Origin of the sequence: Parabacteroides sp. CAG:2 (assembly GCF_000436315.1) — a bacterium.
GTDB lineage: Bacteria > Bacteroidota > Bacteroidia > Bacteroidales > Tannerellaceae > Parabacteroides > Parabacteroides distasonis.
The window spans coordinates 114,852-138,958 of the sequence record NZ_FR885329.1; the positions used below are offsets into that span (position 1 = coordinate 114,852).

Below are 24,107 nucleotides of genomic sequence, written 5' to 3' on the forward strand. Positions count from 1 at the left end.
AGTATCCCCATGAGAGTGTGGCTACCCTTTGCGGGCTGTTTGGAAAGAAACGCCAATGGTATTACGCGAACATGAAGGCGGATGTATCGGAGAGACAACGCGTCAAGCTTCTTGCTGACATGATAGGCTATTATCGTCTTTGTTGTCCCCGTATCGGAGGTTTCAAGCTGTTCCATTTACTGGAAAAGGATTTGGGACATGCTGTGACCCTCGGGCGAGACTCGTTCTTAAAGGTTTATGAATCAAAAGGCTTTAAGCTCAATCCCAACAAACGTAGGCGTACGACAGACTCCAATCATGTCTATAAAAGGTACCCCAATCTTATCAAGGGAAAAGACGCGCGGTATTCCAACCATATATGGGTGTCGGACATCACGTACGTGTGGATATTGGGGGACGTGTTGTACTTGCATCTTGTCACCGACGCCTATTCGCACGCCGTATTGGGCTGGTGCCTATCCGACAGTCTCAGCGCCTCGCATACGACAGAGGCCTTGCGCATGGCGATCCGGATCGCCGGAGGCGGCAACCTTTGCGGTACCATACACCACTCGGACAGGGGGTCACAATACGCCAGCGAGGCTTACGTCAGCTGCCTCATGGAGCATCACATACGGATAAGCATGACAGAAGGATATGAGCCGACAGACAACGCCATGGCGGAAAGACAGAACGGGATCTTCAAGGTCGAATGGATATACGAGCAGGAAATGTACAGGGATAAAGAACAGGCGATCAATGAGATCAATCGTATGATTGACTTTTATAACAACCGAAGACCTCATATGAGCATCGGAATGGAGTGCCCGATGGAGGTGTATAAAGGCAAACTGCCGGGGAAAAATCTTTGGCGAAAAAGACCCTGATTCTTTTTGATTCCTTACATTTGTACGCCGAGAATATGGATCACTCTGGTATATCCATTGTCCATTCTTGATGACAGGCTTTTTGGTAGGCTTTATCAGAGAGTGACAAGTAAGCCAGGAGGATCATGAGTTTATTGACAAGTAAAGTTGTTTAACTACCCCAAAAGTGACAAGTGATTTTAGGAATGGACAGGATTGAGGAATATGCCGTAAAAGTAAGTACTACTTACTTTGTCATTTAATATATACTGCAAGTGGCATAGAAGATATACTGTCCTTTCCACGGGTTTCTACCAAGCTGGCATTTAGGCTGATTTTAGAACTTCGTAGCATAAAAAAATCCCCCGCAGAAGGGCGAGGGAACCTAATGTTTTCACAACGGAATAATCCTTATTGTGATTTGCTTCATTTTAGTATGACAAATATATGAAATGGAATGCTTGCGTGCAAGTGTTTCTGAAATAAAATTTTTATATTTGGGAAAATGTAAAGATAACATACTATGAAAAGGATTTTAGGCTTGGATTTAGGGACAAATAGTATAGGGTGGGCGTTGGTGAACGAAGCTGAAACAGATGAGGAAGTCTCGTCAATCATCCGATTAGGTGTGAGAGTAAATCCTTTGACAGTAGATGAAACGCAGAACTTTGAAAAAGGGAAAAGTATCACTACAAATGCGGAAAGAACTCTTAAAAGAAGTATGCGCCGTAATTTGCAGCGATATAAATTACGTCGTGATGCGTTGGTTGAATTTTTGAAAGAGCTGGGTTTTATTACCGACGAAACTATCCTTTCGGAACAAGGAAACAGAACTACGTTTGAAACCTGTCGTTTACGGGCTAAAGCTGCTGAAGAAGAGATTTCTTTAGAGGAACTATCCCGTGTCTTATTGATGATTAATAAAAAACGTGGATATAAAAGTAGTCGAAAGGTAAAAAAGGAAGAAGATGGAGTTTTGATTGATGGAATGGAGATTGCTAAAAAGCTGTATGAGGAGGATTTGACTCCGGGGCAACTTTGTTCGCAGTTACTTGAATCGGGCAAGAAAGTTTTGCCAGACTTTTACCGTTCTGATTTGCAAGAAGAGTTGGATAGAATATGGAGTGTTCAAAAGCAATTTCATCCTGATGTTTTCTGTGATGCCGCCAAAGAAGAAATCAAAGGAAAAAACAGAAGCCAGACATGGGCTATCTTGGCTAACTATTTTGTTTGGAAAGAAGAAGTGGTTGGCTGGAATGACAGAGAAGCAAAGAATGAAACGATAGAAAAAGAATGTAAACTTGTCGGTCTTAAACGGACGACTAAGGGGTATGAACTGAAAAAGGAAAATTATCGTTGGCGTGCGCAAGCTCTTACTGAACAATTAGGTTTGGAAGAGATAGCCGTAGTCTTGCAAGAGATCAATGGTCAGATAAATGCGTCTAGTGGTTATTTGGGAGCCATTAGTGATAGGAGCAAAGTGTTATACTTTAATCATCAAACGGTCGGACAGTATCAGATGGCTGAGTTAGACAAGAATCCCCATGCAAGTTTGCGCAATATGGTATTCTATCGGCAGGATTATTTGGATGAATTTGATAGAATTTGGGAAAAGCAGGCAGAATTTCATAAGGAATTGACAGCTGAATTGAAAAAAGAGATTCGCGATATGATCATCTTTTACCAACGACGTCTGAAAAGTCAGAAAGGCTTGATTAGTTTCTGTGAGTTTGAAAGGTTGGAGATTGTAGTAGAAAAGGATGGAAAGAAACAGACCAAAGTCATAGGATGCAAGGTGATACCTCGTTCGCATCCATTGTTTCAGGAATTTAAGGTATGGCAGACATTGAATGACATAAAGGTATTGGGAAGAGAGAAGAAAAGAAATGCTTTGTCGGCAAGCGAAAGTAGGGCTTTGTATCCAGAAGAAAAAGAAATACTGGCAAGAGAACTTGCGATAAAAGAAAACATGAAGAAAGCAGATGTGTTGAAGCTCTTATTTGAAAATCCACAGGAATTGGATTTGAACTTCAAACAAATAGATGGAAATCGTACTGGGTTTTCTCTCTTTTCTGCCTATAGCAAAATGATAGAAAAGTATGGCTACGAACCGTTGGATTTTAAGAAACCAGCAGATGAGATAATCGGACAGCTAAGAACTATCTTTACCGATTTAGGTTGGAATACGAATCTGTTTACCATTGACTTAACCAAAGAGGGGAAAGAGCTCGAGATGCAACCTTATTTCAGACTTTGGCATCTGTTGTATTCTTTTGAAGGAGATAATACGTCGACCGGTAACGGCAAACTGATTGAAAAGATCATGCAACTTTGCGGAGTTGAGAAAGAATATGCTGTAGAGCTAGCCAGTCTTTCGTTTCAAGATGATTACGGAAGTTTGAGCGCGAAAGCCATCAAAAGGATTTTACCCTATTTGAAAGAGGGTAATCTGTATGATGTGGCTTGTGAATATGCCGGTTATCGTCATTCCAAATCTTCACTGACTAAGGAGGAGATAGAAAATAAGGTTTTAAAGGGCAAGCTGGAGGTTCTTCCTAAAAACAGTCTCCGAAATCCGGTGGTTGAAAAGATTTTGAGTCAGATGGTGAATGTAATCAATACAATCATTGATACGTATGGAAAACCTGATGAAATCCGAGTGGAATTGGCTCGTGAATTAAAGAAGAGTGCCAAAGAACGTGAGGAACTGACGAAAGCTATCGCAAAGAGTACCCGTGAGCATGAGGAGATCCGTAAATTGTTGCAAGATGAATTTGGTATGATGAACGTGAGCCGCAATGATATTATCCGTTACAAACTTTATGAAGAGTTGAAAGATAATGGATATAAAACATTGTATTCCAATCAATATATACCTAAAGAAAAGATTTTCAGTAAGGAGATAGATATAGAACATATTATTCCACAATCCCGTCTTTTTGATGATTCTTTATCTAACAAGACATTGGAGTATAAGGCTATTAATATAGAAAAGGGAAATAAGACCGCTTATGATTTTGTAAAAGAAAAATATGGAGAAGAAGGCTTGCAACAATATATAAATCGTTGCGAAAGCTTGTTCAATGACAAAAAGGCGAAACTTCGGAAATTGAAAATGGAACAGAAGGATATACCGGATGGTTTCATTGATAGGGATTTGAGAAATACACAATATATAGCGAAAAAAGCACTCGCTATGTTGAACGAAATCTGCCGTAGAGTAGTGGCAACTACCGGTTCCATTACAGATCAATTGCGTGAAGACTGGCAATTGGTGGATGTAATGAAAGAACTGAACCTGCCTAAATATGAAGCCTTGGGTTTTGTGGAAACATACGAAGATAAGGACGGAAGAAAAATCAAAAGAATAAAGGATTGGACAAAAAGGAATGACCATCGGCATCATGCGATGGATGCGCTGACGGTAGCTTTTACAAAGGATGCGTTTATTCAGTATTTCAATAATAAAAATGCGGCACAAGATTCAGGCAATAGAAACCATACGAATATAATAGGTATCAAGACCCGTTATTTTGACAAAGGAAGAGCTTTGCCTCCTATTCCATTGGAGCAATTCCGGATAGAAGCCAAACAGCATTTGGAAAAACTGCTGGTATCTATTAAAGCTAAGAACAAGGTGGTGACTGTCAATGTTAATCGAACAAAAAAGAGAAAGGGTGAAAATACGAAGATACAGCAAACTCCGCGAGGTCAGTTGCATTTGGAAACGGTTTATGGTAGTCACAAACAATATGTGACAAAAATAGAAAAGGTGAATGCTTCTTTTGATGCGGCTAAAATAGCGACTGTGAGTAAACGGGCTTATCGAAATGCCTTACTTAAACGGTTGGAAACATTCGGTAATGATCCAAAGAAAGCATTTACAGGAAAAAATGCATTGGAAAAGAATCCGCTTTATGCTGATAAGTATCAGACCATACGAGTTCCGGAGAAGGTACAAACAGTTGAATTTGAAACTATTTATACTATCCGAAAACCGGTCGATCCTGCTTTGAATGTGGATAAAGTAGTTGATGTAAAGGTACGTGCTATTTTAGAACGGCGTTTGAAAGAATACGGTGGAGATCCCAAAAAGGCATTTGTTAATTTTTGGGAAAATCCGATATGGCTGAATAAGGAAAAGGGGATAAGTATCAAGCGGGTTAGCATCCGAGGAATCAATAATGCCCAATCGATACACGTGAAGAAAGATAAGAATGGGAATCCGATATGGGATGAAAATGGAAAACAAATCCCTGTGGATTTTGTAAATACCGGAAACAACCATCATGTGGCTATTTATCGTAAACCTGTTTTAGACAAGAAAGGACAGGTGACGTTTGATGAGGATGGTAATCTGATGTATGAACTGGACGAGGTGGTTGTCCCCTTCTTTGAGGCTGTAACACGGGCTAATTTAGGACTTCCTATTATTGATAAGGATTACAGAAAAAGTGAAGGTTGGCAATTTTTGTTTAGCATGAAGCAGAATGAATATTTCGTGTTCCCGAATGAAAAGACAGGCTTCAATCCGAAGGAGGTGGATTTGTTGAATCCGGATAATTATGCAATGATTAGTCCGAATTTATTTAGGGTGCAGACTATGTCAAAAGTTATGTATGGAAATAATGTTGTTCGAGATTATAAATTTAGACATCATTTGGAAACAACAGTGAAAGATATGAAAGAGTTGAAAGATATTGCTTATAAACAATATAAAACACTTTCTTTTGGTAATAGTGTTGTCAAGATCCGAATTAACCACATTGGACAAATAGTATCAGTGGGAGAATATTAATAGTATCTATTAGAAATTGAAATAAATAGGGTGTATGCTATTCTCAAAAAGGTTGTACCCTTTTTAGAAACAGACTTTTATACTGATTAATAGTAATTTAAAATCTAACTGCTTATGATCAAGAAAACCCTTTATTTTGGAAACCCCGTTTATCTGTCTCTGAAAAATGCTCAGTTGATGATAAAATTACCGGAGGTAGTCAGGAATGATACGTTACCTGAAAGTTTCAAACGAACTTCAGAAGTGACGAAACCCATTGAGGATATTGGAGTTGTGGTACTGGATCACAAGCAGATCACCATCTCTTCGGGCGTGTTGGAAGCTTTACTTGAAAATAATTGTGCTGTCATTACATGTAACAGTAAAAGTATGCCGGTTGGTTTGATGCTTCCTCTGTATGGGAACACGACGCAAAACGAAAGATTCCGGCAACAGTTGGATGCCTCTCTACCGTTAAAGAAACAGCTTTGGCAGCAGACCATAAAGACGAAGATTGAAAATCAGGCAGCCGTATTGAAAGAATGTTCTGGCGCAGAAGTGAAATGTATGTACGCATGGGCTTCGGATGTGAAAAGCGGAGATACGAGTAACCTGGAAGCCCGAGCGGCTGCTTATTATTGGAAGAATTTGTTTTGGATAGAAGGTTTCACAAGAGACAGGGAGGGCATTCCGCCTAACAATTTGTTGAATTATGGATATGCTATTCTGCGGGCGGTTGTTGCTCGTAGCTTGGTGGCAAGTGGGCTTTTGCCTACTTTAGGAATCCACCATCATAATCGTTATAATGCTTATTGCTTGGCAGATGACATCATGGAGCCTTATCGTCCGTATGTGGATCAATTGGTCTGTGGTATCATAAAGCAGGGAGTGGATTATGCGGAACTAACGAGAGAGTTGAAAGCGCAGCTGCTTACTATTCCTGTGCTAGAAACTTATATGTCAGGAAAACGTAGTCCGTTGATGGTGGCTGTCGGGCAAACTACGGCTTCTCTGTATAAGTGCTTTAGTGGCGAATTGCGTAGAATCTCCTATCCGGAAATGTAATATGGATCGGTTTAGCGAATATCGTGTTATGTGGGTACTTGTGTTGTTTGATTTGCCTACCGAGACGAAGAAGGAGAAAAAGGCGTATGTGGATTTCAGGAAAAATCTACAAAGAGATGGATTTACGATGTTTCAGTTTTCTATTTATGTCCGCCATTGTGCTAGTAGCGAGAATGCGGCCGTACATGTAAAAAGAGTTAAATCTTTTCTTCCGGAGCATGGGAATGTCGGAATCATGTGTATTACGGATAAGCAGTTTGGGAATATTGAACTTTTTTATGGAAAGAAAACGGTGGAAGTGAATACTCCTGGACAGCAATTGGAGTTGTTCTAAAAGAAAAATCCCGCTGTCAAGCGGGATTTTTAATGGAAACAATATCTGTTTTTTTTATTCTGATGTGCTTTGTAATCCATTGATTAATAGTTTTTAATAGATAATATGCTGTTTCCAATGGCTCAAAGTTACTAAAATGAAAGCAAATCACAACTGCAATCGCATTGAACCAAAACGCAGAGAAGCTGTTTCCAATGGTCCAAAGTTACTAAAATGAAAGCAAGTCACAATAAAATATTGCAAAATATTGGGGCAGCTACACCAAAAAGTAAGCCATTCTCTTTTATGTCATCAAAATATCTCTTTTTCTGTCATTTTGCTCAAAATGGAGACTTTTAGCTGATAAAGGCTTTTTATGGAAATGCGAAAATAGAGAGAAAAGGAAGGCGGAAACAGCGTATTTCGCCATTTTTTAGTGTATGAATAGGCTTTGTAGAGGGATTATGATCCAATAGTAAGGTGTTTATAACGGCGTTGTATGCTGTTTTCGACTGCGATCCTTATTGTTTCCGACCGGAAATCCGATTGTTTTCGGATGAAAAGCTTATTGTTTTCAGATAAAAAGTCGCTTGTTTGTCCGACTGAGGTTGACAGAAGACGAAATCTTTCGCTAGAATAAATCAGTGAAAATTTGTAATGCGTTGTTCAATAGATTATTGTGAAAAAATATTTTCGAATTTGGAAGCAAGTCGTACCTTGCCTCGAAATAATCGATTCTCCAAGCGTTTAGATTGCAAAGTGTCAGAATGACAATTTGCATTGATTGAGGAATATTTTGGTGCGGTGTTCTGGTAAAAGATTGTTTAGGCACGGCTTTTTTATTTTTTTTGGAAAGATTATCCTATTTTTTAATACTGATTATCAGTTTCTTATATATAAGTTTCTCTCGTGAGCTTATTGTGCGGAATTTTACTTGAGATCCATGCATTCCGGCCTGCTGAAACGGATGGGTAAATGAAAGAGCCGTGTTGTTTAGGTCTTAGATAAATGATTTAATTTCGTACATTTGTTTTTGATAGGCTTAAGCTGGAAACTATGGGGCTTGGTTCCCTATGGTTGAGATTAAACAGATTGTAAATATATAAAGAGTAGGTAAGATGGAAACATTCGACGATATCATTAAAGGGGATAAACCTGTATTGGTGGATTTTTTTGCGACATGGTGCGGCCCGTGTAAGGTGTTGAGTCCGACGGTCGAGGCATTGGGGAAGGAGTTGGCGGGACAAGTGCGTGTCCTTAAAATTGATGTAGATAAGAACGAAGCACTTGCCACACAGTTGAGGATCCAATCCGTACCCACTTTGATCATCTTTAAGAAAGGTGAGATCGTATGGCGCTCTTCCGGCGTGATGGATCACGGAAGCCTATTGCGGAAGGCGCAAAGCTATATCGATTAAAAGCCGTTCATCGGGATCAATACCGTTGGGATCAATAATAGGAATCCTAGGATCACTAGGACAAGGATGAACTTCCATGCCCATTTGAACCATTTATCATACGGGATACGGCTTACTCCTAGAACCGCTATCAGGACACCTGATGTGGGAGTTATCAGGTTCGTGAAGCCATCGCCAAACTGAAAGGCCATGACGGTGGCCTGCTTGGATAAACCGATCAACTCCGAGAATGGGGCCATGATAGGCATGGTAAGGGCCGCTTTGGCGCTTCCGGAAGGAATAACTAAATTGATAAGCGTCTGGATAACGTACATCATCCCGACCGTAGCTACTTGCCCCAAGCCTTCCATCCCTTTCGCTAGGTTAAAGAGAATCGTATCGATCACTTTGCCTTCTTGTAGGATTACGATGATACCTCCTGCCAAACCGACAACCAAGGCGGCGCTCATAATATCCTTGCAACCCTCTAAGAATAGTTTCACAAGCTCATTCGGATCGCGTCCATTGGCGATTCCCGCCGCTATGCCCAAGGCGAAGAATAAAGTCGCTATTTCCATAATGTACCATCCATAGCCCATTACGCCTGTTATCAGGAAAAAGATCGTGAAGAATAAAAGGTTCAATATATATAAATGTACGGTTTTCCGCAGAGTGAATATCGAACTGATTATGAACGCTACGCTAAGAATCGGGATTAAGGGAAGTCCCTCGATTACACTATTCCCGATTTCTAAGGATGTCTGGGGATAATAGACAGAAAAGACCGCTAAGATGATTGCCAATAGGATAAAACTGACCCATGCGGCTTTCGGGGTCCTGTACACGATTTCCAAAGAATGGGTATTATGTAGGTCTCTCCAGTATTGATCATCCTCATAGACTGGTGACAATTGAGGGTTCTTTTTTACCTTGGCGGCATAACGCAATATCCATGTGAAGCCTACCACATTGATAATACACCAACAAACGATACGATACTCGATGCCGGAAAAAAGAGGAATTCCTGCTAAGCCTTGCGCTATACCGATAGTGAAAGGGTTTAAAATCGCTCCGGCGAAACCTAATCCCGCCGCTATAAAAACCATACATACGCCGGTTATGGAATCGTATCCCATAGATATCGCCATCGGGACCAAGACCAGACAAAAAGCGATGGTCTCCTCACTCATCCCGAATACGGCCCCGAATATACTGAAAAGTAGCATGATAGCGGTCAATAAAAAATTGTCTATGCCTATTTTATGAAGGATGGGGTTATTCTCCATTTTGCGTGCTTTCCGCAGGAAACTGACTGTCCCGATATCAAATGCCTTACTGTCGTTCACGATCCAGAATGCACCACCGATGATGAGGATGAAGACGATGATATCCGCCTTGTCCACAAATCCTTTATAAAAGGCGGAGAGTACCTCCCATGTTTGAGGTACGCTTTCCACGGATTCATATACAACGGTCCGCTCTCCATCTGGGCTGATATTTTCCGTGTATTGCCCACCGGGGATAATCCATGTCAATGCGGCGCAAAATAAGATGATGTAAAAAATGATTACGTAAGTGTGGGGTATTTGTCTCTTTTTCATGATTCTGCTTTTTCGTCTTCTTCAGTTAATATTCCGATCTCGGGAAGGATAGCTCGGGCCTCACGGTCGCTAAGCGTATCTACGTCTTTGAGTTTACGTTGGATGGCACGGGTACGGGTACCTAAAACCTCTTCTATTTGCCCGCTGGCGGTTTGCAAGTTCTTTTGGGCTTTCTCGAGCATACCGCCTACTTTCTCGAATTCTTTTTTCACGGCCCCTAAGATCGTCCATACCTCCCCTGAGTGCTTTTGGATCGCCAATGTACGGAAGCCCATTTGTAAACTGTTTAGTATGGCCGCTAGGGTAGTGGGACCTGTTACGACTACCTTGTAGTTTCGTTGCAAGTCCTCCAATAAAGCGGAACGGCGTACGACCTCGGCGTAAATGCCCTCGAACGGCAGGAACATAATGCCGAAATCGGTCGTGGCGGGAGGTGCCAGATATTTGTCCGAAATATCTTTAGCCATCTTCTTGATCGTTGTCTCCAATAATTTTCCGGCTGTCTCGATCGCTTGGGAATCTGCGGCATCGTAAGCGTCTAGGAGCTGTTCGTATACATCTTTCGGGAATTTAGCGTCTATGGGAAGGTATACGAATTCTCGGGCATCATCCCGCCCGGGGAGCTTGACTGCGAATTCAACGACCGCATCCGAACCTTTCCGGGTATGTACATTCGCCTCGTATTGCTCTGGTGCCAATAACTGCTCCAATAACATACTGAGTTGGATCTCCCCGATATTTCCCCGGGTCTTAACATTACTAAGTACCCGTTTTAATCCTCCTACATCCTGTGCTAAGGTTTGCATCTCGCCCAGTCCTTTTTGTACACTTTCTAATTGTTCGGAGACTAAACGGAAAGATTGCCCGATACGGTCATTCAATGTCTTTTGAAGTTTCTCGTCTACGGTGACTCGGATCTCTTCCAGCCTTTTTTCCGTGTTATCCACTAATCTCTGTTGGCGTTCGTCCAAGGCGGCGAATTTCTCTTTCTGCAACCTGTTAAAAGAATCGATTCCACGTTCGAAGGCTTCCTTGAACTCATTCATGGAACGAGCCAGCTCTTCTCGGTTATCTTTTGCTACTAACCGGCTTTCTTCCCGGTTCAGGCGGAAGTCCTCCCTAAAGTTTTTCTCGATACGGTCGAACGAGCGTTGTATCTCGTTTAGTAACTTTTCTAGGTCTTCTTTGTTATTATTTAGCTGTTTAGGACGCAAAAGGATTTGCGTCACGATGATTATAAGAAGTCCGCCGATAATAATCCAATCCATCTGTTTTTAATTTTGACGTCAAAGATAGGTAATCTGTATTTTGCAACAGTAGTTAAATAGAGTTAAATGAAAAAACATTGTTTATTTTCGTTTGTTTTATCGACAGAAAGCTGCTTATATTTGCGCAGCCAACTTAAAGTAAGACTATTTAATTTACATACAAAGATGGCAAAAGTAACATTAAAAGGTAACGAGATTCATACGAACGGCGAGTTGCCAAAAGTTGGGACAGAGGCTCCGGACTTTAAGGGTGTAAAAAGTGATTTATCCGAATTGTCGCTAAGCGACTTGAAAGGAAAGAAAGTGGTGATAAATGTTTTTCCGAGCTTGGATACAAGTGTATGTGCGGCATCGGTAAGACGCTTCAATAAAGAAGCCGCTTCGCATCCGGATACGGTGGTATTAGCTGTTTCTAAAGATTTACCTTTTGCGCATGGACGTTTCTGTACTACGGAAGGTATTGATAAAGTGATTACATTGTCAGTGTTCCGGTGTTCATGTTTTGAGGATAAGTATGGGATGCTTCTGGTAGACAGTCCGCTGAAAGGGTTATTAGCCCGTGGCGTGATAGTGGTCGATGGAGCTGGTAAGGTGGTTTATGAGGAACTTGTTCCCGAGATTACTACCGAACCGAATTACGATGCGGCTTTAGCTGCGTTGAAATAAATGTAGTAGATTATTGTTTTTCATTGGTTAAAGTTAAGGGTTAGTGTAGGAGGCCGTCGGATGTGAATCCCGCGGCCTTCGTTTTTTTAATACAAACACGTTTATATGGATAACTGGAAGCGAGTATTTGCCATTATTTGGACGGGGCAGTTCTTATCTATACTGACAAGTTCGATTGTTAATTTCGCGATAGTCTTGTGGTTGAGTCTGGAGACAGGTTCCGCTGAGGTATTGGCATTTGCTACGATGGCCGCTTTGTTACCTCAATCTGTTTTGGGGCTTTTCACGGGGATCTTTATCGACCGGTGGAAAAGGAAGCGGGTGATGATTATGGCAGATAGCTTTATTGCTTTTTGTACGTTGATATTGGCGGTCTTGTTTTATTTTGATTTGGCTAAGATTAGTCATATATATGTGTTATTGGCCCTTCGTTCCGTAGGTTCTGCCTTTCATATGCCCGCTATGCAAGCTTCTGTTCCTTTGCTGGCTCCAAAATCGGAGTTGATGCGCATAGCTGGGATTAATCAGGTGATCCAGTCGGTGTGTAATATCGCCGGGCCCGCTTTGGCCGGTCTATTCATAACGATGATGAAGATGACGAATATCCTCTTATTGGATGTGGCTGGAGCGGCGTTCGCTTGTCTATCGCTCTGCTTTGTCTTTATTCCCGATCCTTCTCATGAGGAACGAAATTCAGAATTGCATCTTTGGAGAGAGGCGAAAGAGGCGATTATGGAAGTCCGTAACCAATATGGGCTATCGTGGTTATTCCTATTGTCTATATTGGCTACATTCGTGATTATGCCGGTAAGTGTCTTATTCCCGTTGATGACGTTGAATCACTTTGCCGGAAATGCTTTCCAAGTGAGTTTGGTCGAGGTTTCATGGGGTGGAGGAGCCTTGCTCGCGGGTGCTTTACTGGGGCTTAAGAAATATCGTTGGAATGAGATACTGTTGATTAATGGGATGTATATAGCGTTGGGATTGACATTCTTGTTTTCCGGGTTGTTACCGGTATCCGGTTTTATCTGGTTTGCGGTGCTGACGGCTTTAGGAGGTGTTTGTGGTTCCCTGTATTTTGCTACTTTTACTACGGTTATCCAATCTCGCATTGATCCGGGAGTTATGGGAAGGGTATTCTCTTTTTACATGAGCTTTAGTATGCTTCCTTCGATGATCGGTCTTTTGAGTACCGGCTTTTTGGCGGATTCTATCGGGCTTGGAAATACCTTTATAATAAGTGGGGGCTTTTTATGTTTGATAGGTATTATATCCTTTTTTATCCCTTCGTTGATCAGTCTGAAAGAGAGTTTTAAGAGATAACGATATCGTATTTAGACACTATTTAATATGAATAAGAAAATACTTCAACTGGCGATACCTTCTATTATTTCCAATATAACCGTACCTTTATTGGGATTGATAGATGTGGCGATCGTGGGACATCTTGGATCTGCTTCGTACATCGGGGCGATCGCTGTAGGCGGGATGCTGTTTAATATTATCTACTGGATATTCGGGTTTCTCCGTATGGGGACAAGCGGTATGACTTCCCAAGCGTACGGGAAACGGGATTTGACGGAAGTTACCCGGATCTTATTCCGGTCTGTCGGGGTTGGTTTCCTGATATCTTTGGGGCTTTTGATACTTCAATACCCTATCTTGAAGGTTGCGTTTACTTTGATCGACGCAACGGAGGAGGTAAAACAATGGGCCTCTCTCTATTTTAATATCTGTATCTGGGGAGCGCCGGCTGTATTGGGGTTATATGGCTTTGCCGGTTGGTTTATCGGTATGCAGAATTCTCGTTTCCCGATGTTTATCGCTATCGCGCAGAATATCGTGAATATTGTGGCCAGCCTATGTTTCGTGTTTGTGCTGGGTATGAAGGTGGAAGGCGTAGCGTTGGGAACACTGATCGCCCAATATGCGGGTCTCCTCATGGCGTTTGCTCTTTGGTTGAAATATTATAAACGTTTGAAAGCGTATATTGATTGGAACGGGCTTTGGGGTAGGGAGGCGATGCGTCGCTTCTTCTCAGTCAATAGTGATATATTTTTCCGGACCTTGTGCTTGGTCGCTGTTACGACTTTCTTTACTTCTACAGGTGCGAGACAAGGGGATGTGATATTAGCCGTAAACACCTTGTTGATGCAGTTATTTACCTTGTTCTCTTATATAATGGATGGATTCGCTTATGCGGGAGAGGCATTAGCCGGTCGCTTTATTGGAGCCAAAAACGATGTGGGGTTACGTAAATGCATTCGCTTATTGTTCCTATGGGGAATCGGCCTCTCATTGTCTTTCACGATCCTTTATGCGTTGGGAGGGAAGAATTTTCTGGGATTATTGACGAACGATACCTCAGTCATTGAAGCTTCCGGGGATTATTTCTATTGGGTGTTGGCGATTCCTTTATGTGGATTCTCCGCTTTCCTTTGGGACGGTATCTTTATCGGTGCCACGGCCACACGCCAGATGCTTTACTCGATGCTTGTGGCCTCGGGCACTTTCTTTATTATGTATTACTTGTTTTATCAATCGATGGGGAATCATGCGTTATGGATGGCTTTCCTTTGGTATCTGTCTTTACGTGGCGGTATGCAATGGGTACTTTGGCGGTTAAAAAAATAAGGCGAGAACCTGTAACTGATCCTCGCCTCATTTTATCCTAGGAAAACCTATTTACTGTTGTTTGTAATAAACTAAGTCCTCACGATTGAAGTTGTTGATGAAGGATTCGATCTTATCAATCTCAGCTTGTCCGTAGTTTACATAAACCTCGGCGGAACGGCGGAAGCTGTCATCTTTGTTTGCGTCTTGCAATAGCAAGTAGCCGAATACGCAATGAGCGGCTGCCTCGACCATACGGCGAGCTTGGAAGTCAATATATTCGTTATCCTTTGTCTCCGTAACCTTGGCTACCACTTTCTCATACTTCTCGGTCATAGCGGCAAGTTTGTTCTTCAGAGCCTCTAATTCCGGCTTATACTCGATCGCTTGGTATTCACGAATCTGGTTCAAATAAGTACCCGTGGTGACGTGGCGGATGGCCGCTACGACTTGCAATTGGGTGGTACCCTCATAGATATTCGTGATGCGGGCATCCCGGTAGATACGTTCGCAAGCGTAGTCCTTCATGAAACCGGAACCTCCGTGAACTTGGATAGCGTCGTAAGCGTTCTGGTTTGCGTACTCGGTAGTCATGCCTTTACCCATCGGGGTGAAAGCATCCGCGAGCTTGCTGTACTTCTTGAATTCTTGACGTTCTTCCGGAGTCAGTTTACGTTCCTTGGATATATCATCCAACGCTTTGTAGACGTCAACGAAACGGGCGGTCTCGTATAACATAGAACGGGAAGCATCCGCTTTCGCACGCATCAAGGCGATAATCTCAGCGATCGCCGGGAACTCGATGATAGACTTACCAAACTGTTTACGATCCAAGGCGTAAGCATAAGCCTCACGATAGGCAGCCTCGCTAAGTCCTACGGCTTGAGCCATGATACCCAGACGGGCACCGTTCATCAAAGCCATTACATATTTGATCAAACCTAGCTTACGATCACCGCAAAGCTCGGCTTTCGCGTTCTTGAATACCAACTCGCAAGTAGGAGAGCCTTTGATACCCATTTTGTTCTCGATACGACGGACATTCACGCCACCATTGCGCTTGTCGTAGATGAACATGGAAAGGCCACGTCCATCCTTCGTACCTTCCTCGGAACGGGCCAATACCAAATGGATGTCAGCGTCGCCATTCGTGATGAAACGCTTTACGCCGTTCAGATACCAGCAACCGTCAGCCTCGTTGTAAGAAGCTTTCAACATAACGGATTGAAGGTCGGAACCTGCGTCCGGCTCCGTCAAGTCCATAGACATGGTCTCTCCGTCGCAAACACGAGGGATGTAACGTTGGCGTTGATCCTCGTTGCCGAACTCGTATAAGGTCTCGGCACAATCTTGTAGACCCCAAAGGTTCTCGAAACCGGCGTCGGCACGGGAAACCAAGTCGGCGGCCATGATGTAAGGGACGATCGGGAAATTCAACCCATTGTAGCGGCGAGGCATAGCGATACCCATCAAGCCGGCCTTGCGAACGGCATCGAGGTTTTGCTGTGTCCCGGAAGCGTACGTGACACGTCCGTTCGCTACCGTGGGGCCCTCATGGTCTACGCCCTCAGCGTTCGGGGCGATAATTTCCCCGCAAATCTCACCAACGATCTCCAATACTTTCTCGTAGCTATCCATTGCGTCCTCAAAATCGATCGGAGCATAATCGTATGTATCCTTGTCGGCATAGCCGCGCTCTTTCAGCTCTACGATACGCTTCATCAACGGATGGTGAAGATGATGCTTCAAGCTGGGATTATCTGTATAGAAATTAGCCATAATCTTACTTACTGTTCTTTTTGTAATACTTAATCATCTTAGGAATCACCTCTTCTACCGTACCATTGATTACGTAATCGGCGATCGTGTTGATCGGGGCGTTCTCATCATTATTGATCGAAATGATGATACCGGCGTCTTGCATGCCGGCGATATGCTGGATCTGCCCGGAGATACCGCAAGCGATATACAATTTCGGACGCACCGTGACACCGGTCTGACCGATCTGACGGTCGTGGTCGCAGAAACCGGCATCGACAGCCGCACGGCTGGCACCTACCTCGGCGTGAAGCTCTTTCGCCAAATCGAACAATAAATTAAAGTTCTCCTTAGAGCCTACGCCATAACCTCCGGCTACTACGATCGGAGCGCCTTTCAGGTTGTGCTTCGCTTTCTCTACATGACGGTCGATCACTTTCACCACATAGTCTGTCTCGGGGACATACTTCGCTACATCGTGGTGGATCACTTCGCCTTTATAGTTCTCGTCCAAAACCTCCTTTTTCATCACGCCCTCACGAACGGTCGCCATTTGCGGGCGATGTTCCGGGTTGATGATCGTGGCTACGATGTTACCACCGAACGCCGGACGGATCTGATATAATAAGTTCTCGTAGGTGATACCCGCTTTCTTGTCCTCGTGCGAGCCGATCTCCAAAGAGGTACAATCGGCCGTCAAGCCGCTTGTCAAGGCCGAGGATACACGAGGGCCCAAGTCACGACCGATCACCGTAGCGCCCATCAAGCAAATCTGCGGTTTCTCCTCCTTGAACAAATTGATCAAGATAGAGGAATGAGGAAGTGACGTATAAGGGAACAGACCCGGAGCGTCGAACACATGAACCTTGTCGACGCCAAAAGGCAATACTTGTTTCTCTACACCCTCAAGGCCGGACCCGGCAACGATCGCCTCCAGCCCACAGCCCAATTGATTGGCTAGCTTACGACCTTTAGTCAGAAGCTCAAGACTTACATCGGCAACGTTCGTGCCTTCTGTCTCACAATATACAAATACGTTGTTCATAATCTTATCCGATGGTGTGGTTAGCTAACAGTTCGACAATCAAATCCTCTACTTCTTGGTCGGCGCTGGAGATGGTCTTGCTTTCCTTGGCTTGGAAGACGATATTCTCGATCGCTTTTACCTTCGTCGGCGAACCGCTAAGGCCGCATTGAACCAAGTCACCATTCACGTCGGCTACGCTCCATTCCTGGATATCCAGATACGGGCGGGTCTCGTACAATTCCGGGTAGCGAACGGTCGGTTCTCCATCTTGGTGACAGGCGGGTTGCGTGTTCCGTTCCTGTTTACCCATGGCGTATTTGTACTTCTGTACCAACTTCGCATTACGAGGACGGCAGGGAGCGGCGGAACCATTCACGGTGATTACGATCGGAAGCGGACCTTCCACGGTCTCGACACCCCCGTCGATATGACGTTTTACGGTGATACGTCCGGCCTCTTTATCTACGTTCAGGATTTCCTCGGCATACGTGATCTGGGTCACTCCCAATTTCTCGGCGACTTGCGGACCTACCTGTGCCGTATCGCCGTCGATCGCTTGGCGACCACCGATGATAATATCATAATCGTTGATTTTCTTGATAGCCGTGGCAAGCGCATAGGATGTGGCTAGCGTGTCGGCTCCGGCAAACGCACGGTCGGTCAACAAAAAACCGCCGTCAGCACCACGATACAAACCCTCGCGGATGATTTCGGCGGCACGTCCCGGGCCCATCGTCAGCAGCGTAACTGTTGTCCCGGGGTAAGCGTCTTTCAAGCGTAACGCTTGTTCCAACGCATTCAGGTCTTCCGGGTTAAAGATCGCAGGCAAGGCGGCGCGATTGATCGTACCGTCCGCTTTCATGGCGTCCTTTCCCACGTTTCGTGTATCCGGGACCTGTTTCGCTAAAACAATAATTCTTAAACTCATATTATATTAGGAATATTAGATTTTTATGTTGATATAATACTTCTACATTCTTGTTAATCTCGAGGTGCAAAAGTAATCAAACATTCTTTATAACAAAGAACTTTAGTCGGGAAATTGCACACTTCGTATCTGTTTGAGCATGTATTGCCTGTTGATTACTCGTAGCGATGATAGGTTCTCTTCCGGTTTGAGCCCGGTTTTTTTTTCTCGATGCGCCATTCCCAAGGCTGCGATTTCGTCAGCGTGCGGAAGAACTTGGAGAATACCGAGGGCTGCGAGAAACCCAGCTTGGCGGCGATCTCGGTGATGCTCATGTCCGTCCGCTCCATCAGCTCCTGAGCTTCGAGGAGAAGGTAGCGGTTGCGCCATTCCATCGCCGACATGCCGCCGATGGCGAGGATGGCGCCCCGGAGCTCGCTGGTCTTGAGTTGCATTATGCGGGCGTATTCGCTGGTGTCCATCCGGCCGTACTTGCGGATGAGATAGGCGAAGAGATCGATCAGGTTGTTGCCCGAGGGGCGGTTGCCGTCGAAGTCGGGAGGGACGCCCATCCAAAGCTCTTCTTCGGTGGGTTTACGCTTGAAGACGGTGATAAAGACATCTTCCGGGGGGATTCTCTTGAATGTTTCTTCCATGATGATCTGTTTTAAGGTTGTTTTTTCTCAAGGATTTGATCTTGCGATTCTTCCGGGTCAAATCTACGGATTATGATTGGATATCGCAAGCCTTAAAGGTCAAATCCATGTGTTTGGATTAGATATTTTAGAACTACGAGGTCAAATCAAAGGTAATGGATTTGACCTCGTAGTTTTACCGGGTCAAATCTTTTGGCTATCCAGCCTCTTTACGACTTGTCCATACACGATCAACGCTACGGCGGATACCAAGGCGATCGCACCGAAGTAATACCAGATGTAATGGGCGTTCGCGCTTGCCGCCAGCCATTCCTCGTGAGAGGCGAACAGGGTTGGCTCCGGGCAATACTTGCTTAAAAGGAAACCGGACAGCCCGAATCCGAAGATAGAGGAGAGGAAAGAATGCAAATGGCTGAATCCAAGATAGAGACCTTCTTCTCCTTTGGGTGCTTGCAAGGAGAAATACTCGAGAAAGCGAGGAGAGATGAACGTCTCCGCCAGCCCTTGGAAGACGATACCCACCACCATCATGAAGGCTACGGGATGCATCCCTAGGATCAAGGAATTAGTATCCAGCATATTACCGGATGCCATGCAAAGAGCGGACACCGGCATGATAAACATACCCACCGTCATGGAGGTAAGCGCTGTCCGCTTCCGCATCATCTGTGTTACAAGATTGACTGTCAGAACTACGACTAAAGGGTTTACGTTGGCATACCAAGAAGGAGAGGCTCCCTCGCCGGCCAAACGAAGCACATATTTTGGCATCGTGGCATACAGCTGGTGTTGTACCATCCAGAATCCGGTGATAATGATGATTAATGTAATGAGCCGTCCGTTACTACAAACCTTGATCAAGGCGTTCCAGATCTGCCCGAACGTCTTGCCCTCGCCCGAATGCTGAGCGCTTTTGTAGAAGAACCAGATGGCTAGCAAGGCAAGGAAGGTCATGCTCGCCGAGAAATAGTTCAAGGTAATCAAACCTTCGTTGCCCAACGCCTCACGAAGCGGCTTCACGATGGTCTTCCCGGAGAAGGCCCCGATATTTACCATCGCGTAGAAGATAGAGAAGCCCTTCGCACGGGTTTCCGGCGTAGTCTCTTTAGCGACCGTGCCGGAGATAACGCTCTTGATAAAAGCCCCGCCGCATACGATCAAGGCCATGATAGGGATAATGCCGTACTGAAGATTGCTCTCCAGCAATCCCGTAAAGGTAGTCGTCGTGCTGTATTCAACAAGTCCGGCGGATTGAAGCCAAGTAGGGTAAACAGCCAGTCCTAGATAGCCACAAGTTAACAAAGTGAAAGCCAGTAGCATCGAGTTGCGGAAACCGATCTTATCGGCCAACGCTCCGGCGAATGTGGGCAGCAGATACAGACAAGCGGAAAAGATACCGGCGATGCTGGCGGCCTGAATATCGTTAAAGCCTAAGATGCGGCTAAGATAAAGGGTTATAACGATAAATACGCCATAATAAGCGGCTCGCTCGAACAACTCGACGGTGTTCGCTACCCAGAATGCTTTACTGAACTTGATTTTCTCTTGTTTCTTAGTTGTCATGATATTTTTATTAGTAAGATAGATTAGATGGATAAGTAAAAGAGGAGGCGCAGGTGAGAAAATGAAGAGCTGCGCCTCCTTGTCTTTGTTTTATCGTATAGTAATTACGAATTAGGGCTTTACGGTATACGGTTGGTGGATCGCCTTATCGAAAGCTTTCCAATGCTCATCCGTCATGTTGCCCGGCGTAAACAACGCCACGCCGGCCGCTCCGTTCTCCATGGAGCCTCTTACGGCCTCCTCGATCTCGGACGGGATCAGTCCATGGCCTTCCGGGTCCTTGATATTCGCCTTGTTCTGCCAATCCTCGCAGATGAACAGACCGCTATAAACCGGCTTCTTGCCTTGCACGGCGGCTACTTCCTCTTTCACGATCGGAGCCAGCCAAGAAGCGTCCTCCAGATAGAAATCGTTATAATTCATCGGGAAGAAAGCGTCGATATTCCATTTATTCCATTCTTGACGAACCATCCATTTAGCGTGAGAGTCCGGCCCCGGGAATACGGCGGCGCTCACTTTCTTGCCTTTGCCGTGAACCTCGTCGGCGATGCGATTTACCAATTTCGTGATCAGGTCGCAACGAAACTGCGCCCATTCCGCGCATTTGGAAGGATCCTCTACGGATTTGATGTCGATACCGGTAGCGGCCTTGAAATCGGCCACGCATTTGTCACAGTAGCAATAGTCCGCCGTAGGATATTCCTCGTCCATCACCAAGCCGTATTTTTCCCAAAGTCCGCGGGCCAGGATGACATCCACGTAACGGATATAATCCAGATGGATATAATCCACCTCCGGGATATCGGCTACCTTGCCATATAGATCCAGCAAGAACTCCGCCGTACCTTCTTGGTTCGGGCACAGGCATTTGTAATAAGGGACATAGGCCTGTACGGAATAGGCCGACTCGCCTTTCCGGTTCACGGCGTAGAGGGTGGAGTCCAATCCATGTTGCAACATGGCAGGAATCCATGCGTGGTATTCCATGCCATTGGCATGGGCCGCTTTGGCGGCACGCTGGATTTTCTCCGTGTCGTGGCCGGCGTTGTAGCACATCCCGTCTACACCGTGGGCATGCCATTTACTAAAGTCCGCTTGTAAGGTTTGCTCGGTGGTATTCCCGCCTTCGCCTTGCCATGCGTAGACCTTGACTGTTTTCTCGGGCGCCTTGACGCAAGCCGTCAGAGCGACGGCCGCCAAAGCGATAAAGAGCTTCTTCATATCTCGCAAGCGCATAAAGTCGGTATTAAGTTACGATCGCCATAAGCGTTATCTACACGGGCTACGTTAATCCAAAACTTGCTGTCGTGCAACCATTCCAGCGGGAAGGCGGCCTTCGTGCGGGGATACGCGTGTTTCCACTCGTCGGCGGTCACCTCGTATTCCGGATGCGGGGCGTTCTTCAAGACGTTGTCCTCCTTCGAAGCCTTGCCTTCCTCCACCTCCTTGATCTCGTTCCAGATACATTCCATTACCTCTACGAAACGATCCAGCTCGGCCTTGCTCTCGCTCTCGGTCGGCTCTACCATCAAGGTGCCGTGTACCGGGAAAGATAGGGTAGGAGCGTGGTAGCCGAAGTCCATCAAACGCTTGGCGATATCGCCCTCGTCGATGCCCGAACGCTCTTTTACCGTGCGGCATTCCAAGATCAACTCATGACCTACACGGCCTGTCGCTCCGGTATAAACGATGCCGTACGTATCCTTGAACTTAGCGGCCAAGTAATTGGCGTTCAAGATGGCCGTCTTCGTCACTGTCTCAAGACCTTCCGTACCCAGCAAGCGGATGTAAGCGTACGTGATCGGCAGGATACCGGCGCTACCATAAGGAGCTGCGGATACCGTATTCAAGTCGCTGCCCCAAAGCACCGGATGCTGCGGCAAGAACGGAACCAGATGCTCGGCCACGCAGATCGGGCCTACGCCGGGACCACCACCTCCGTGAGGAGAAGAGAAGGTCTTATGCAGGTTCAAGTGACATACATCGGCGCCGATCGTACCCGGATTTGTCAATCCTACCTGCGCGTTCATGTTGGCGCCATCCATATAAAGCTGTCCTCCGCAAGCGTGAACGATGTCGCACATCTCCTTGATGTCCACCTCGAAGATACCATGCGTGGACGGATAGGTAATCATGCTGGCAGCCAGACGCTCCTTGTTCTCCTCGGCTTTCGCGCGGAAATCTTCCAGATCGATATTACCATTCTCGTCGCATTTAACGGTTACGGTCTTATATCCGCATTGGATAGCGCTGGCCGGGTTGGTTCCGTGGGCGGAAGCCGGAAGCAAAACGATATCACGATGGCCTTGGCCGATGCTTTCCTGATAAGCACGGATCACACGAAGACCCGTGTACTCGCCGGCGGCGCCGGAGTTCGGTTGCAACGTACAGCCCTTGAAGCCTGTGATCGTGCATAAGTAAGAAGACAGGTTCTCGATCAGCTCCGTATAGCCCTCCACTTGCTCCTCCGGAGCGTACGGGTGGATATTCATGAATTCCGCACGGCTAAGCGGCAACATCGTAGAAGCCGGGTTCAGCTTCATCGTGCAAGATCCCAGCGAGATCATGGATTGAGCCAAGGAAACATCCTTTCGTCCCAAACGGGTGATGTAACGCATCAACTCGGTCTCCGTATGATATTTCTTGAATACGTCTTGCTGCAAGAAATTGGAGGTACGGGCGAATTTAGCGTCGAAATAAGTCTGGGCGGGGATAGACTCGTCCAGCATATAGTCTTTACCTGCGGCTCCGGCGAAGATGTATAGTAATACGCCTATGTCCGTAGGCAATGTTGTCTCGTCTATGCTGACGCCCACTTGTCCGGCCTCGAAATAACGCAAGTTCACCTTGCACTCCAAGGCGATCTCACGCAGCGCGTTCACCGACACGTGTGAAGGAAGCTGTATCTTCAAGGTATCGAAATAATCCTTGTTTAATTGCGTATATCCCAGTTTCTCCAACTCCTTGGCCAAGAATCCGGCCGTGGAATGAATCCGTCCGGCGATGTTACGCAACCCCTCCGCTCCATGATATACGGCGTAGAAGCCGGCCATGGTAGCCAACAACGCCTGAGCCGTACAGATATTGGACGTAGCCTTCTCACGTTTGATATGTTGCTCGCGGGTCTGCAAGGCCAAGCGATAAGCCGGATGGCCGTAAGCGTCCTTGGAGATACCGATGATACGTCCCGGGATCGTACGTTTATAATCGTCCTTCGTAGCGAAGAAAGCGGCGGAAGGACCCCCGTAGAACATCGGGATACCGAAGCGCTGGCTGCTACCGAATACGACATCCGCTCCCCATTCTCCCGGAGGAGTCAGCAATACCAAGCTCATCAAGTCGGCGGCTACGCCTACCTTGGCTCCGGCGGCGCCCGCACGGGCTACGAATTCCTTATAGTCCTCGATCGAACCATCCGCGTTCGGGAACTGTACGATGGCGGCGAACACATCCGGCGTGAACTCGAATTTCTTATAATCGCCCACTACCACCTGGATGCCCTGCGGGACCATGCGGGTGTGGATGACGGCCAGCGTAGAGGCGAACACATTCTCGTCGATGAATACCGTATTCGCTTCCGCTTTCACCTGCGCACGGCTACGTGAACCATGGAACATGGTAACCGCCTCGGCTGCCGCTGTCGCCTCGTCG

17 protein-coding genes (1 of these 17 only partly in view) are annotated in these 24,107 nt (G+C 45.7%); 8 read left to right on the top strand and 9 right to left on the bottom strand.

Annotated elements, in window-relative coordinates; all coding sequences use genetic code 11:
• The first annotated feature begins 17 nt into the window (after window positions 1–17).
• From QVP94_RS17570 to trxA, 5 genes are all read left to right on the top strand, one after another.
• Window positions 18–866, top strand: coding sequence for an IS3 family transposase (locus tag QVP94_RS17570; RefSeq protein ID WP_036628659.1), 849 nt, complete (start codon window positions 18–20; stop codon window positions 864–866).
• A gap of 502 nt (window positions 867–1,368) precedes the next feature.
• Complete coding sequence (gene cas9, locus QVP94_RS17575; RefSeq protein ID WP_005855543.1) at window positions 1,369–5,643, top strand: type II CRISPR RNA-guided endonuclease Cas9; 4,275 nt, start codon at window positions 1,369–1,371, stop codon at window positions 5,641–5,643.
• 114 nt (window positions 5,644–5,757) lie between these two features.
• Window positions 5,758–6,687 (top strand): type II CRISPR-associated endonuclease Cas1, encoded by a 930-nt coding sequence (gene cas1, locus QVP94_RS17580; protein ID WP_005855544.1) that lies wholly within the window; start codon window positions 5,758–5,760, stop codon window positions 6,685–6,687.
• A 1-nt stretch (window position 6,688) separates the two neighbouring features.
• On the top strand, window positions 6,689–7,021 hold the full coding sequence (cas2, locus tag QVP94_RS17585) for a CRISPR-associated endonuclease Cas2 (protein WP_005855545.1): 333 nt from the start codon (window positions 6,689–6,691) through the stop codon (window positions 7,019–7,021).
• A 1,097-nt stretch (window positions 7,022–8,118) separates the two neighbouring features.
• A complete protein-coding gene (gene trxA, locus QVP94_RS17590) occupies window positions 8,119–8,418 on the top strand; it encodes a thioredoxin (RefSeq protein ID WP_005855547.1) in 300 nt (99 codons plus the stop codon).
• Here trxA and QVP94_RS17595 read toward each other — a convergent pair.
• On the bottom strand, window positions 8,415–9,998 hold the full coding sequence (locus tag QVP94_RS17595) for a YfcC family protein (RefSeq protein WP_005855548.1): 1,584 nt from the start codon (window positions 9,996–9,998) through the stop codon (window positions 8,415–8,417). The two genes, trxA and QVP94_RS17595, sit on opposite strands and share 4 nt — an antisense overlap.
• Window positions 9,995–11,266: a DNA recombination protein RmuC gene (locus QVP94_RS17600; RefSeq protein ID WP_022193126.1), complete on the bottom strand. Its 1,272-nt coding sequence runs from the start codon at window positions 11,264–11,266 to the stop codon at window positions 9,995–9,997. The genes QVP94_RS17595 and QVP94_RS17600 overlap by 4 nt, the downstream gene beginning before the upstream one ends.
• A 165-nt stretch (window positions 11,267–11,431) precedes the next feature.
• Here QVP94_RS17600 and tpx point away from each other — a divergent pair, with 165 nt between their 5' ends.
• The 3 genes from tpx to QVP94_RS17615 all read left to right on the top strand — a co-directional run bounded on the left by tpx (window position 11,432) and on the right by QVP94_RS17615 (window position 14,566).
• Window positions 11,432–11,932, top strand: coding sequence for a thiol peroxidase (gene tpx / locus QVP94_RS17605; protein WP_022193127.1), 501 nt, complete (start codon window positions 11,432–11,434; stop codon window positions 11,930–11,932).
• A 105-nt stretch (window positions 11,933–12,037) separates the two neighbouring features.
• Window positions 12,038–13,255 (top strand): MFS transporter, encoded by a 1,218-nt coding sequence (locus QVP94_RS17610; RefSeq protein WP_005855551.1) that lies wholly within the window; start codon window positions 12,038–12,040, stop codon window positions 13,253–13,255.
• A 27-nt stretch (window positions 13,256–13,282) separates the two neighbouring features.
• Complete coding sequence (locus QVP94_RS17615) at window positions 13,283–14,566, top strand: MATE family efflux transporter (protein ID WP_005855552.1); 1,284 nt, start codon at window positions 13,283–13,285, stop codon at window positions 14,564–14,566.
• A 51-nt stretch (window positions 14,567–14,617) separates the two neighbouring features.
• Here QVP94_RS17615 and QVP94_RS17620 read toward each other — a convergent pair whose 3' ends face one another.
• The 7 genes from QVP94_RS17620 to gcvP form a co-directional block, all read right to left on the bottom strand.
• Window positions 14,618–16,324, bottom strand: coding sequence for an acyl-CoA dehydrogenase family protein (locus QVP94_RS17620; RefSeq protein ID WP_005855553.1), 1,707 nt, complete (start codon window positions 16,322–16,324; stop codon window positions 14,618–14,620).
• A 4-nt stretch (window positions 16,325–16,328) separates the two neighbouring features.
• Window positions 16,329–17,348 carry an electron transfer flavoprotein subunit alpha/FixB family protein gene (locus tag QVP94_RS17625; RefSeq protein WP_005855554.1) on the bottom strand — a complete coding sequence of 340 codons (1,020 nt, stop codon included), beginning with the start codon at window positions 17,346–17,348 and terminating at the stop codon, window positions 16,329–16,331.
• Window positions 17,349–17,352: 4 nt separating this feature from the next.
• The gene (locus QVP94_RS17630; RefSeq protein ID WP_022193128.1) at window positions 17,353–18,258 is read right to left on the bottom strand and encodes an electron transfer flavoprotein subunit beta/FixA family protein; all 906 of its coding nucleotides are present in this window, start codon (window positions 18,256–18,258) and stop codon (window positions 17,353–17,355) included.
• A gap of 155 nt (window positions 18,259–18,413) precedes the next feature.
• A complete protein-coding gene (locus tag QVP94_RS17635) occupies window positions 18,414–18,893 on the bottom strand; it encodes a helix-turn-helix domain-containing protein (protein WP_022193129.1) in 480 nt (159 codons plus the stop codon).
• A gap of 183 nt (window positions 18,894–19,076) precedes the next feature.
• Complete coding sequence (locus tag QVP94_RS17640; RefSeq protein ID WP_005855557.1) at window positions 19,077–20,456, bottom strand: MFS transporter; 1,380 nt, start codon at window positions 20,454–20,456, stop codon at window positions 19,077–19,079.
• Window positions 20,457–20,567: 111 nt separating this feature from the next.
• Window positions 20,568–21,677: a glycoside hydrolase family protein gene (locus tag QVP94_RS17645; protein ID WP_039848705.1), complete on the bottom strand. Its 1,110-nt coding sequence runs from the start codon at window positions 21,675–21,677 to the stop codon at window positions 20,568–20,570.
• On the bottom strand, window positions 21,674–24,107 hold the 3' portion of the coding sequence (gene gcvP / locus QVP94_RS17650) for an aminomethyl-transferring glycine dehydrogenase (RefSeq protein ID WP_022193131.1). It continues 449 nt past the right edge of the window; the window shows 2,434 of its 2,883 coding nt (coding positions 450–2,883); its start codon lies beyond the right edge, outside the window — the gene reads right to left on this strand; its stop codon occupies window positions 21,674–21,676. Before gcvP ends, QVP94_RS17645 begins: the two co-directional genes overlap by 4 nt.

Excerpts from the sequence above, each read along its gene's own strand:
- cas9 (WP_005855543.1), top strand. The coding sequence starts at position 1,369 with ATGAAAAGGATTTTAGGCTTGGATTTAGGGACAAATAGTATAGGGTGG.
- cas1 (WP_005855544.1), top strand. The coding sequence starts at position 5,758 with ATGATCAAGAAAACCCTTTATTTTGGAAACCCCGTTTATCTGTCTCTG.
- cas2 (WP_005855545.1), top strand. The coding sequence starts at position 6,689 with ATGGATCGGTTTAGCGAATATCGTGTTATGTGGGTACTTGTGTTGTTT.
- trxA (WP_005855547.1), top strand. The coding sequence starts at position 8,119 with ATGGAAACATTCGACGATATCATTAAAGGGGATAAACCTGTATTGGTG.
- QVP94_RS17595 (WP_005855548.1), bottom strand. The coding sequence starts at position 9,998 with ATGAAAAAGAGACAAATACCCCACACTTACGTAATCATTTTTTACATC.
- QVP94_RS17600 (WP_022193126.1), bottom strand. The coding sequence starts at position 11,266 with ATGGATTGGATTATTATCGGCGGACTTCTTATAATCATCGTGACGCAA.
- tpx (WP_022193127.1), top strand. The coding sequence starts at position 11,432 with ATGGCAAAAGTAACATTAAAAGGTAACGAGATTCATACGAACGGCGAG.
- QVP94_RS17610 (WP_005855551.1), top strand. The coding sequence starts at position 12,038 with ATGGATAACTGGAAGCGAGTATTTGCCATTATTTGGACGGGGCAGTTC.
- QVP94_RS17615 (WP_005855552.1), top strand. The coding sequence starts at position 13,283 with ATGAATAAGAAAATACTTCAACTGGCGATACCTTCTATTATTTCCAAT.
- QVP94_RS17620 (WP_005855553.1), bottom strand. The coding sequence starts at position 16,324 with ATGGCTAATTTCTATACAGATAATCCCAGCTTGAAGCATCATCTTCAC.
- QVP94_RS17625 (WP_005855554.1), bottom strand. The coding sequence starts at position 17,348 with ATGAACAACGTATTTGTATATTGTGAGACAGAAGGCACGAACGTTGCC.
- QVP94_RS17630 (WP_022193128.1), bottom strand. The coding sequence starts at position 18,258 with ATGAGTTTAAGAATTATTGTTTTAGCGAAACAGGTCCCGGATACACGA.
- QVP94_RS17635 (WP_022193129.1), bottom strand. The coding sequence starts at position 18,893 with ATGGAAGAAACATTCAAGAGAATCCCCCCGGAAGATGTCTTTATCACC.
- QVP94_RS17640 (WP_005855557.1), bottom strand. The coding sequence starts at position 20,456 with ATGACAACTAAGAAACAAGAGAAAATCAAGTTCAGTAAAGCATTCTGG.
- QVP94_RS17645 (WP_039848705.1), bottom strand. The coding sequence starts at position 21,677 with ATGAAGAAGCTCTTTATCGCTTTGGCGGCCGTCGCTCTGACGGCTTGC.